Annotated in this window: 8 protein-coding genes and 4 tRNA genes; 6 read left to right on the forward strand and 6 right to left on the reverse strand. The window is 38.9% G+C overall.

The window, feature by feature from the left end:
• Positions 1–19: 19 nt before the first annotated feature.
• Positions 20–517: a YcxB family protein gene (locus tag GO593_RS03975; RefSeq protein WP_000139385.1), complete on the reverse strand. Its 498-nt coding sequence runs from the start codon at positions 515–517 to the stop codon at positions 20–22.
• A gap of 224 nt (positions 518–741) precedes the next feature.
• Here GO593_RS03975 and GO593_RS03980 point away from each other — a divergent pair, with 224 nt between their 5' ends.
• Positions 742–1,434, forward strand: a complete 693-nt coding sequence (locus tag GO593_RS03980) for a nitroreductase family protein (RefSeq protein WP_000007414.1) — start codon at positions 742–744, stop codon at positions 1,432–1,434.
• 121 nt (positions 1,435–1,555) lie between these two features.
• On the opposite strand, the gene GO593_RS03985 is transcribed toward GO593_RS03980, so the two are convergent.
• Positions 1,556–1,632, reverse strand: a tRNA-Arg gene (locus GO593_RS03985).
• A gap of 591 nt (positions 1,633–2,223) precedes the next feature.
• On the opposite strand from GO593_RS03985, the gene GO593_RS03990 reads away from it, so the two are divergent.
• Positions 2,224–4,647, forward strand: a complete 2,424-nt coding sequence (locus GO593_RS03990; RefSeq protein WP_000479325.1) for a beta strand repeat-containing protein — start codon at positions 2,224–2,226, stop codon at positions 4,645–4,647.
• A 59-nt stretch (positions 4,648–4,706) separates the two neighbouring features.
• Here GO593_RS03990 and GO593_RS03995 read toward each other — a convergent pair whose 3' ends face one another.
• The 4 genes from GO593_RS03995 to GO593_RS04010 all read right to left on the reverse strand — a co-directional run bounded on the left by GO593_RS03995 (position 4,707) and on the right by GO593_RS04010 (position 5,701).
• A complete protein-coding gene (locus GO593_RS03995) occupies positions 4,707–5,300 on the reverse strand; it encodes an HAD-IB family hydrolase (RefSeq protein WP_001046670.1) in 594 nt (197 codons plus the stop codon).
• A gap of 107 nt (positions 5,301–5,407) precedes the next feature.
• Positions 5,408–5,484 (reverse strand) — tRNA-Arg (locus GO593_RS04000).
• A gap of 39 nt (positions 5,485–5,523) precedes the next feature.
• A tRNA-Arg gene (locus GO593_RS04005) sits at positions 5,524–5,600 on the reverse strand.
• A 10-nt stretch (positions 5,601–5,610) separates the two neighbouring features.
• Positions 5,611–5,701 (reverse strand) — tRNA-Ser (locus tag GO593_RS04010).
• A gap of 261 nt (positions 5,702–5,962) precedes the next feature.
• Between GO593_RS04010 and rnr the strand changes: the two genes are divergently transcribed.
• From rnr to GO593_RS04030, 4 genes are all read left to right on the forward strand, one after another.
• On the forward strand, positions 5,963–8,380 hold the full coding sequence (gene rnr / locus GO593_RS04015; RefSeq protein ID WP_000165356.1) for a ribonuclease R: 2,418 nt from the start codon (positions 5,963–5,965) through the stop codon (positions 8,378–8,380).
• Positions 8,381–8,513: 133 nt separating this feature from the next.
• Complete coding sequence (locus tag GO593_RS04020) at positions 8,514–10,568, forward strand: M3 family metallopeptidase (protein ID WP_000266473.1); 2,055 nt, start codon at positions 8,514–8,516, stop codon at positions 10,566–10,568.
• A 40-nt stretch (positions 10,569–10,608) separates the two neighbouring features.
• Positions 10,609–10,818 carry a YheV family putative zinc ribbon protein gene (locus tag GO593_RS04025; protein WP_000745518.1) on the forward strand — a complete coding sequence of 70 codons (210 nt, stop codon included), beginning with the start codon at positions 10,609–10,611 and terminating at the stop codon, positions 10,816–10,818.
• A gap of 11 nt (positions 10,819–10,829) precedes the next feature.
• Entirely contained in the window at positions 10,830–11,261 is a 432-nt protein-coding gene (locus tag GO593_RS04030) for a hypothetical protein (RefSeq protein WP_001130979.1), read from the forward strand.
• Positions 11,262–11,288 lie beyond the last annotated feature (27 nt).

Consider the following 11,288-nt stretch of genomic DNA (forward strand, 5'->3'; position numbering starts at 1 on the left):
GGCTAATAATTCCAATAACTTATTTCTTAAATGTATTTTCAAATATAGTTTGATCTGAAGCCTGAGCAAATGCACGTTTCGGTACAATGATGACCGTTTTATTTTTAAGCTCAAGCATATAAGTCAGCTTGCCTTTAGCAAAAGTCTGCACTTCACTATACTGTACAGCTTGTTTACGCCCAGCAGCATAGAGCTCAAAATAATCTTGATATAAATCGATTCCTTGCTCGCTCTTACCAAATTGATAACGTACAAATTGACGTTTAAACATCATAGGTAAAAGCCAGTAGCGCATTAGACCTTGCATAACCAAGAAGAAAACGCCTAAAGCAACATAGTAGCGGCCAACACCTGAAAAGCCTAAATATAAGCCCCAAATAATAATTGCAATACTAATAACAGGTGTCAAAAACCGTGTGAATTGCTTCTTTCCGAATGTCACCAAGCCAAATCCGTCTTGAGACTCTTCTAAATTTAAATAATAACGTAAAGATAAAGCGCTTTTTTGCTCGGTCATCACAATGTATCAATATTGAATAAATCGAAACTATTAGAGCATATTCATCTACGCTTTAAAATGAATCAAAAGTGATTTTTTATTTTTGCTTTAACTGTAAAGCGTTTATTAGTACAAGCTACTTATGCGTTTCATATATAGAACGTAGATTCATATTTATAAGGCTTATTTCATATTTTTAAATTTATAGAATGCTTTTATTGTCTCTTTTCGTGGAATTCGTCATGTCTTTCTTTGCAAAACTATTTGGCTTCAAACAAAAAACAACAGCTCAAGAAGATGTGGCTTTGAAAGCTGCTCAAGAGCTAGAACCCTCAAATGAAACCTCTTTTATAGAACTCATTAAAAACCGCCGCTCTATTTATGCAATTGGCAATAACTTAAGCCAATCAAATGATGAGATTGAAAAGTTAATTCAAGAAGCAATAAGACACAGCCCTTCAGCTTTTAACTCTCAATCATCTCGCGCTGTGATCTTATTTGGACAATCACATCATAAATTCTGGAATACAGTTCTAGAAGTTTTAAAAACCATTATCCCAGCTGAAGCGGTATCTGGAACAGAACAAAAAATTCAAAGCTTTGCAGCAGGCGCAGGTACAGTTCTGTTTTATGAAGACCAGAGCGTTATTAAAAGCTTACAAGAGCAATTTGAACTTTATGCTGATAATTTTCCGATCTGGTCAGAACATTCAACAGCCATTGCTCAATTTGCAGTTTGGAATGTATTAGCTGAACAAAATATTGGTGCTTCATTGCAACACTACAATCCAATTATTGATGAGAAAATTAATACCTCATTTAATATTCCAGCAGAATGGAAACTAAGAGCTCAGCTAGTTTTTGGCTCTATTGAAGGCGCAGCAGGCGAAAAAGCTTTTATTGATGATGAAAGCCGCTTTAAAACATTCGGCTAATAAATAGCTTCGAATTTAGATTTTTTTAAAGCTGGTTATCACAAGTACCAGGTTTCTTTATTAAAAAAATATAAAAAATAGGCACAAAAAAACCGCTATATCTAGCGGTTAATTCTTCAAGTGGTGCGCTCAGAGAGATTCGAACTCCCGACCCCTTAGTTCGTAGCCAAGTGCTCTATCCAGCTGAGCTATGAGCGCGTACTTGATGGAGGGCATTATACGCAGTTTTTTCATTTTAGAAAGACATTTTTCATCTTTTTGTCATCAAGCGTCTAGTTCTTAGCCATAATGAAATATTTAAGTAGATTAGCTTCAAAAAAGTCGAGATGATTGCCTATAAAATGTATTTGAAATATTTTTTTTCAATTAAAGTTCTCTATTTCCCGTATCTAATTTGGGCATTTTGGCCAAATTGACAGAAACAAAAGTCTAGTTTTTTAGTCAGGATTATATAAATAAAATATTTCTACTTATGCAAAAGTCTTTTTATAAATAAAATTAGTTAGCTTTAATATTCATAAAAAATAATAAAAAAATAAAGAAAAAATGTATTCATCTATAAAGAATATATTATAAAAAAAATTATTATTTTTATGTCTAAATCTAAAGAATAACTAATTGTCAAAATATTATAAGTATCAATTTATTTGAGTAGAAATATGCATTGACACTTTTTGAGATCTACACAATACTAATTTTTAATTATTGCGATACATATCTCAATAATTGCGTAACGCAATATATAAATACTTACTTAAAAATACATAAATACACAGGAAATAGACCACCATGTTCTTACTGAAAAATCTCGTCTCTTCAATATCAAAAGTTACTCAGGACCTGGGTAATATTGTATCGATAACCCCTGTAGTAAACACAGGTTCCTCTGTTAATGTAAATGTTTCTGATATCAACATTGCTAATGTTTCAACAACAGGCTTACTTTCTAATGTGATTTCAACTGTAACCGATACAGTTTCACATACAACCACAGACTTAGTTTCTAATGTAGTTGGTACCGTAACAGGTACTGTAGGGTCTACAAGCCCAATTGATACTGTAACCAATATTATTGGCGGCGTAACGGGTGGCGTTACAGGTAACCCTCTTGAAGTTGTTACTGACATTATCGGCGGAGTAACGGGTGGTGTTGTCGGCGGAACTTCTCCAATCTCTCCAGTAATCGATGTTGTTCAAGGCGGCATTGATATTCTTCAAGGCGTTGAAAGCTTAAAAACTGAAATTATTAATACAGGCATTGAAACTGTAGCTGATGCAGTTATTGGTGTATTACCTCAAGCTGAGCATCCAGTTTCTGAAATTGCAGACCTTGGCACATTAACTTTTGAAACTTCTCGTGACACAGTCAATGGTGCTCTTGAAGTTGTTTCTGATTTAGTCGGTGGTGATATTCAAGACGCTACTGAATCAGCGACCGGTATTCTCGATACGCTTATTACAAATGGCACAACTGCTACAGGTATTGTTACTGGTGTGGTTGGAAGTGTTACTGATGTTATTGGTGGCGTAACTGGTGGTGTTGATGGCAACCCACTTGAAGTGATTACAGATATTATCGGTGGTGTAACTGGCGGTGTTGATGGCAACCCACTTGAAGTGATTACAGATATTATTGGCGGTGTAACTGGTGGTGTTGGTGGTGATAACCCTCTTGGCGTAGTAACTGATATTATCGGCGGCGTAACCGGTGGCATTATTGGTGGCGGTACATCTCCTATTTCTCCAGTTATTGATGTTGTTCAAGGCGGTATCGATATTCTTCAAGGCGTTGAAAGCCTAAAAACTGAAATTATTAACACTGGTATTGATACAGTAGCCGACACTATTATTGGTGTATTACCTCAAGCTGAGCATCCAGTTTCTGAAATTGCAGACCTTGGCACATTAACTTTCGAAACGTCTCGTGACACGGTCAATGGTGCTCTTGAAGTTGTTTCTGATTTAGTCGGTGGCGATATTCAAGGTGCTACTGAAAATGCAACTGGTATTCTAGGAACACTTATTCAGAATGGTTCAACAGCGACTGGAATTGTTACTGATATCCTTGGTGGCGTGACAGGTACTATCGGCGGCGTAACTGGCGGTATCGGCGGTGACAATCCTCTTGGCGTAGTAACTGATATTATTGGTGGTGTTACTGGTGGTATCGGTGGTGATAATCCTCTTGGCGTAGTAACTGACATTATCGGTGGTGTTACTGGCGGTATCGGCGGTGATAACCCTCTTGGTGTAGTAACTGATATTATCGGTGGTGTTACTGGCGGTATTGGCGGTGACAATCCTCTTGGTGTAGTAACTGATATTATCGGCGGTGTTACTGGCGGTATCGGTGGTGACAATCCGCTTGGTGTAGTAACTGACATTATCGGCGGCGTAACCGGTGGCATTATTGGTGGTGGTACATCTCCTATTTCTCCAGTAATCGATGTTGTTCAAGGCGGCATCGATATTCTTCAAGGCGTTGAAAGCCTGAAAACTGAAATTATTAATACTGGTATTGATACAGTAGCCGACACTATTATTGGTGTATTACCTCAAGCTGAGCATCCAGTTTCTGAAATTGCAGACCTTGGCACATTAACTTTCGAAACGTCTCGTGACACGGTCAACGGTGCTCTTGAAGTTGTTTCTGATTTAGTCGGTGGTGATATTCAAGGCGCTACTGAAGCGGCTACCGGTATTCTCGATACGCTTATTACAAATGGTACAACTGCAACTGGTTTAGTAACTGAAATCATTGGCGGAGTAACAGGAACTATTGGTGGCGTAACTGGCGGAGATAGCCCACTAGGTTTAGTAACTGATTTACTTGGTGGTTTAACTGGTAGCGTAGGCGGCGACAGTCCGCTTGGTGTAGTCACTGACCTTCTCGGTGGTTTAACTGGTAGCGTAGGTGGCGACAGTCCGCTTGGCGTAGTCACTGATCTGCTCGGCGGTTTAACTGGTGGTGTTACTGGCGGTACAGACAACCCTATCGGTATCGTAACGGATATCGTTGGAAGCTTAACGGGTGGTGTTACTGGTGAAGGCAGTTTAGATGTTATTTCTAATTTGCTAGGCGGATTGACTGGTGGTAGCTTACTCGGTGGTGTAACTTCTACAGTATCTAGCGTAACAAATACAACGCATACGATCGTACCGACATCATTACTTACTGATAACTTCCTAGAAAACTCATTCAATACTGTTTAATAATTACAAAGAAAGCCACTTTATATAAGTGGCTTTCTTTTTTAATATATTTTTAAATATTAATTAATCTCTTGCCATTTATAATATTTTCTATGAGCTAACTCCAACATCGCATAATCATTAGGTGTATCACCATAAGCATAGATTATAGTATATTGAGTTAAGTCATATTTATTTTTTATTCTATTTACTTTTTCTAAATAACCACAATCACCATCAATAAAATAACCTGTCAAAATACCATTATCTATTTCAAGTTGATTACAAATAACATCCAGATCTAAAGATTTACACCAACTTTCCAAGTAAACACTTAATGAAGCAGATACAACAACGACCTGATCTCCCTGTTGTTTATGCCAGAGAATGCGTTCTAAAGCATTTTCACGAATACAGGAAGGAATTACTTTTTTAACAAACTCTTGTCCTTTGCATATCAAAGAAGCTGCATCATAGCCGATATATCCCACTTGGCAGAGCTTAGTACGGATCGTTTTATCCGTTACCCACCCAAGCTTATAACCCGCTATATAAGGTGCAAGACGGATGCCACCTAATATTTGAGTTTTTTTACTCAAAGAAAATTTAAGGAATAAACTGAAGGTATCATTATGGGTAATCGTGCCATCAAAATCGAATAAAGCCAGATTCATTTATCGTTATCTCTAATATAATTAAAAAGTTATAAAATTTAGATTTTTAAAAATTAATAAACAGCAGATACAAAAAAACCGCTATAAAAGCGGTTAATTCTTCAAGTTGGTGCGCTCAGAGAGATTCGAACTCCCGACCCCTTAGTTCGTAGCCAAGTGCTCTATCCAGCTGAGCTATGAGCGCGTAACTTGTGTGCTTTTCAGCGATTCGTTCGATTTTACTTGGTGCGCTCAGAGAGATTCGAACTCCCGACCCCTTAGTTCGCAGCCAAGTGCTCTATCCAGCTGAGCTATGAGCGCATTAAGTAAATGGCGGTGAGAGAGGGATTCGAACCCTCGATACCAGTAATAGGTATGCTTCCTTAGCAGGGAAGTGATTTCAGCCACTCATCCACCTCACCGGAACGAGCCGCCATAATACAAACTAAAACTACATTGTTCAAGTCATGATACTGAAATTTTCTTGTTTTTTCGTTCAATTAAATATTTTTTAAACAATTTTCGTATTCTTTTCGCCTTTTTCAATCAAACGCTTGTTAAGATAGATATTATTTTTTTATTTCAACACAGTAATGCATAACACATTATTGCAAACCTGAACGTGCAGTTCTGGTCTGCATGTCTTATGCTAAACCTATCTGCCAAGCATGAAACCAAACGACATGACAAAAAACTGGGTTGACCCCGAAGCAAAAGCCGAAGCTGAACGTTATGACAATCCTATTCCAAGCCGTACTCTTATTTTAGATACGTTGGAACAATTGCAAACACCGCAATCTCATGCAGAACTTGTTGACCATTTTCATATTCAAGATCAGAAAAGTATTGAAGCCTTAAGTCATCGCTTAAGTGCTATGGTTCGTGATGGCCAACTTATGAAGGATGGTTTTAAGTTTCAGTTGGTGGCAGACCAACCTACCTATGAAGCAACTGTCTATATTAATAGTAAAGGTTTGGGTACAGCACATATTGATGGTCAAGATGATTTGTTATTACCTGAGCGTGAGTTACGTTTAGTCTTTAATGGTGATCGGGTCCGTGTTCGGCAGACATCGGTAGATCGCAAAGGTAAACCATGGGGTTTCATTACCGAAGTTATACAGCATCGAGTAAAACAGTTAATTGGTAAATTGTCGGTACATGAGGGCGAATATTTTATTCAGCCTAATAATCCAAATCAGCATCAACCTATCCCACTAGAAAAAGAATTGGTTGAACATGCTAAAGCAAATGTCGGCGATATGCTTCGTGTTGCTATAGACACTTACCCAACCCGGGAAGAATTTGCAACGGCACATATTATTCAGTCTATGGCAGATAAAGCCGATACTGAAATTATTATTCCGCAAACCATTTTAGAGTTTGGTTTACCTTACGAATTTCCAGATGAAGTTATAAAAGAAGCTGAAAGTTTCAAAGAACCTGCTGAACAAGATCGCGAAGGTCGAGTTGATTTAAGAGACTTGGCACTTGTCACAATCGATGGTGAAGATGCGCGAGATTTCGATGATGCAGTCTATGCGGAAAAACGTCCTGGTGGTGGTTACCGAGTTGTCGTTGCAATTGCCGATGTGAGCCATTATGTACGGTTAGATTCGGCATTAAATGAAGAAGCTGAAGAGCGCGGCACTTCGGTTTATTTCCCACATTTTGTTTTACCAATGCTACCAGAAGCATTATCAAATGGATTGTGTTCACTTAACCCACACGTAGATCGTTTATGCATGGTCTGTGACCTAAAACTTTCTCGTACGGGTCGTGTTACAGGTTATGAATTTTATCCGGCAGTCATGCATTCAAAAGCACGTTTGACCTATACGCAAGTAGGACAATATTTTGAAGGTGCAACTGATGCAATTCCAAAAGATCGTAATATTCATAAATCGCTAAATACACTTTTCCAGCTTTACCAGATTTTGAAAAACTTACGTGTTGATCGTCATGCAATGGAGTTTGAAACCATTGAAACTTATATGACCTTTGACGAGTTAGGTGGAATTAAAGAAATTTTACCTCGTACACGTAATGATGCTCATAAGCTTATTGAAGAGTGTATGTTGCTTGCCAATGTAGCAGCAGCAGAATATGCCTTAGAACATGATATTCCGATGTTGTATCGTGTACATGAGGCACCTGAATTCTCACGTATTCAAAAAGTAAAAGATTTTGTAAAACTATTGGGTTTACCTTTCCCTGACCAACCAACTCAGGCAGACTATCAAAAAGTTATTGAGGCAACTAAAGACCGTATTGATGCACCAAGCATTCACGCCGTGTTATTACGCTCAATGATGCAAGCTTACTATGGTGCCAAAAATGCAGGTCACTATGGTTTAGCTTATGAAGCTTATACACATTTCACTTCACCAATTCGCCGCTACCCGGACTTATTGTTACATCGTGCAATTAAAGCTCATCTAAAACAAAAGCCTTACCCACTTTCCGGTGCAGCTTTAGATGATGCAGGTGAACATTTCTCTCAAACAGAACGCCGTGCCGATGAAGCATCCCGCAGCGTAACGACTTGGTTGAAATGCCACTATATGCAACAACATTTAGGTGATGAGTTCATTGGTATTGTGAGTGCGGTAACTGAATTTGGCCTATTTGTTACTCTTAAAGATCTTTATGTTGATGGCATGATTCACATTAGCCAACTTGGCGATGATTTCTTTATTTACGATCAAGCTAGTCAAAACCTCATTGGACAAAATCGTGGTCAAGTCTTCGGTTTAGGCGACGAAGTTAAAATTCAAGTTGCTGGTGTAAATCTAGAAGAGCGTAAAATCGATTTCCAACTCATTAAACAAGTTACTCATGCTGGACGTGTAGTTCGTAGTCGTGCTCCACGCACAACCAAAACTAGCACACAAGCAACAGAAGAAGTTTTTGGTAAACCGTCTGTATCAACTGATGGTGAAAAACCTGTCCGTAAAAAGAAGGAAAAAGGCAAACCAAGCTCATATAGTAAAAAGTCTGGTAAGAAAACCTCTACAAAAGCAGAGGCCAAACCAGAAAAAGTAAAGAAAAAAGCGAAACCTAAAAAGAAAAAGTCAAACGCCAAGTCTAAGGCTGACTAATTCATAGGTATTTGCATTAATTATGATTAAGCTCCCAAAATGGGGGCTTAATGTTTTTAAAACGTTTATTTTTTAAATTAAGCTTGATTTCCTGCCTAACAATACCTACATCTAATACTATGTTTAAAAAATAATGTGGCTATTAGCAATGACTTTACAGCAAGCGACTCTACCTACTCCCCGCTTTGATCAAATTACATTAGATAATTTAAAACAAGATATTCAACAAGCGATTCAAGCAGGACAAGAGTTTTTAAACACCCTTACGGCTGCACCATCCGAGACAGACCAGCAACTTGCCGTACTTGAACAAATTGATGCACTTGAAAATAACCTTAGTGAATCATGGGGAGTGTTGTCTCATTTAAATGCTGTAATGAACAATGCTGAAACCAGAGAAGTCTATCAATCACTATTACCCACTTTAAGTGAATATTACACTCAGCTTGGCCAACACACGGCGTTATATCAGACCTATCAACTCATTCATGATGGTCAGAGCTATTCAAAGCTAAGCCCTGCGCAACAAAGTGCCATCCGTCTCGCTTTACGTGATTTTAAACTTTCTGGTGTTGCTTTAGAGGGTGAAGAAAAAAAACGTTACGCTGAAATTTCTGCACGTCTTTCACAGCTTTCTTCTGACTTCTCAAACCATGTACTTGATGCGACACAGGCTTATTTTAAACCACTGACAGAAGACCAATTAAAAGGTCTTCCGGAAAGTAATGTTGAGTTATTAAAACAGTACGGCAAACAGCGTGAGCTTGATCAAGCGGTCGCAACTTTAGATTTCCCAGCTTATTTTGCCATCATGACCTATGCTGATGATCGTGCCTTGCGAGAAGAGCTTTATAAAGCTTATGTCACACGTGCATCAGATCAGTCTGAGCAAACAGAATTTGACAACAGCAAAATTATGGAAGAAATCCTGAGTCTTCGCCAAGAAATGGCAAAACTACTCGGTTTTAATAACTATGCTGAATATTCTCTTGCCAGCAAAATGGCTCCTGATGTCAAAACAGTTCATGACTTTTTGGTCGACCTAGCTGAGCATGCACGTACCCCTGCACTTCAGGAAGTTGCCGAACTCCAAGCTATTGCCAAACAAGATGGTATTGATGAGCTTAAACCTTGGGATACCACTTACTATTCTGAAAAGCTTAAACAACAACAATTCAACTTATCACAAGAAGCTTTAAAACCTTACTTCCCTGCACCAAAAGTGATTCAGGGATTATTCCAGATCGTACAGCGTCTATATGGTATTAACATCGTTGAACGTGAAGCTCCGGTTTGGCATCCAGATGCACGTTATTTTGAGTTAGAAGACCAAGGTGAAGTTGTTGGCGGCTTCTTCTTTGATTTATATGCGCGCATAGGGAAACGTGGTGGAGCATGGATGAGTGGTTTCCGCTCACGTATGCAAACTGTTCATGGTTTACAAAAACCAATTTGCTATATGGTGTGTAACTTCACTCCACCTGTAGGCAACCAGCCAGCCTTACTCACCCATGATGAAGTCATTACCTTATTCCACGAGTTTGGTCATGGCTTACACCATATGCTTACTGAAGTAGATAATATCTCAGTTGCAGGTACTCACGGCGTTGCTTGGGATGCAGTCGAGCTACCAAGTCAGTTTATGGAATTCTGGTCATGGGATAAAGAAAGTCTTGATGTTTTAAGTGAGCATATTGAGAGCAAGCAGACTTTACCTCAGGAGTTACTTGATGCTTTATTAAGTGCACGTTTCTTCCAGTCTGGTATGCAAACTTTACGTCAGCTTGAATTTGCCTTATTTGACTTAACTATTCACACCAAAACTCCTGCGTTGAATAGTGAGCAAATTCAGCAGACCTTAAATGATATTCGCAAACAATATGCAGTAGTTCCAACCGTCGACTACAACCGTTTCCAGCATAGCTTTAGTCATATTTTTGCAGGCGGCTACGCAGCAGGTTACTACTCTTACAAATGGGCAGAAGTTTTAGCAAGTGATGCCTTTGACCGTTTTGAAAATGAAGGTATTTTCAATACTCAAACGGGTAAAGAATTCCGTCAGGCAATTTTAGCGGTGGGTGGGAAAGATACTGCTCTTGAAGCATTTGTGAATTTCCGCGGTCGTGAGCCAAAAATTGATGCATTGTTACGTCATCAAGGTTGGACGAACGATAACAAAACCGCTTAAACTATGGGCCTAAATTGATCGTGTGGTTAGGGTGATAAAGATGAAGAAACGTTTCATTGCTGGGGCTAAATGTCCAAAATGTGAAGCCATAGATCGGATTGTCATGCTAACCACCGCTGAAGACGAATGGATTGAATGTATCGAATGCGGTTATAGCGAAAATCGTCCGACTCATATTGATGAGCCTGAAACGCCCGCTATACCTGATGAAATTGGGGTAATACAGTTCAAGCCTCGTCGTTCTGACTAAAGGTCTTAGACATGCCACTACAAAGAAAACAAAACTCAAAACTATTGTGGATTTTAATTGGGGGCTTAAGCATTCTCGTCGTGCTTTTTTTCGCAGCACAATGGTTTTTCAAAAAAACTGCGTCGTCAGCGCCAATGGTTGATCCACAACCAGCCTCGGTACCAGCTCCTGAAAAAACTACAAAACCTTCTGAAAGCTCGGAACCTGTGGTTCAAACACAAACCGCTAACTCACAGCAACTTGTGAATGAAGATGTGCTCAAGCAACCAATCCCTGCTCAAGAATCTTTAGCTAAAGAAGAAGTGTCTAAACTCAATGACATTCATCGTCAATTGCAAGATCAGGAAGCGACACTAAAAGCTCAACATACTGATGCAGATCAACTTATTAAGCTAAAAGAAGAGCAAGTGAAGCTTCTTGAGGCCCAAGTTAAACAACAATAGTATTTGTTTAACTCTAGATATGATGCA

Source organism: Acinetobacter baumannii (genome assembly GCF_009759685.1).
In the GTDB taxonomy this organism is placed as follows: Bacteria; Pseudomonadota; Gammaproteobacteria; order Pseudomonadales; family Moraxellaceae; genus Acinetobacter; species Acinetobacter baumannii.

Excerpts from the sequence above, each read along its gene's own strand:
- GO593_RS04030 (WP_001130979.1), top strand. The coding sequence starts at position 10,830 with ATGCCACTACAAAGAAAACAAAACTCAAAACTATTGTGGATTTTAATT.
- GO593_RS03980 (WP_000007414.1), top strand. The coding sequence starts at position 742 with ATGTCTTTCTTTGCAAAACTATTTGGCTTCAAACAAAAAACAACAGCT.
- GO593_RS03990 (WP_000479325.1), top strand. The coding sequence starts at position 2,224 with ATGTTCTTACTGAAAAATCTCGTCTCTTCAATATCAAAAGTTACTCAG.
- GO593_RS03995 (WP_001046670.1), bottom strand. The coding sequence starts at position 5,300 with ATGAATCTGGCTTTATTCGATTTTGATGGCACGATTACCCATAATGAT.
- rnr (WP_000165356.1), top strand. The coding sequence starts at position 5,963 with ATGACAAAAAACTGGGTTGACCCCGAAGCAAAAGCCGAAGCTGAACGT.
- GO593_RS04020 (WP_000266473.1), top strand. The coding sequence starts at position 8,514 with ATGTGGCTATTAGCAATGACTTTACAGCAAGCGACTCTACCTACTCCC.
- GO593_RS03975 (WP_000139385.1), bottom strand. The coding sequence starts at position 517 with ATGACCGAGCAAAAAAGCGCTTTATCTTTACGTTATTATTTAAATTTA.
- GO593_RS04025 (WP_000745518.1), top strand. The coding sequence starts at position 10,609 with ATGAAGAAACGTTTCATTGCTGGGGCTAAATGTCCAAAATGTGAAGCC.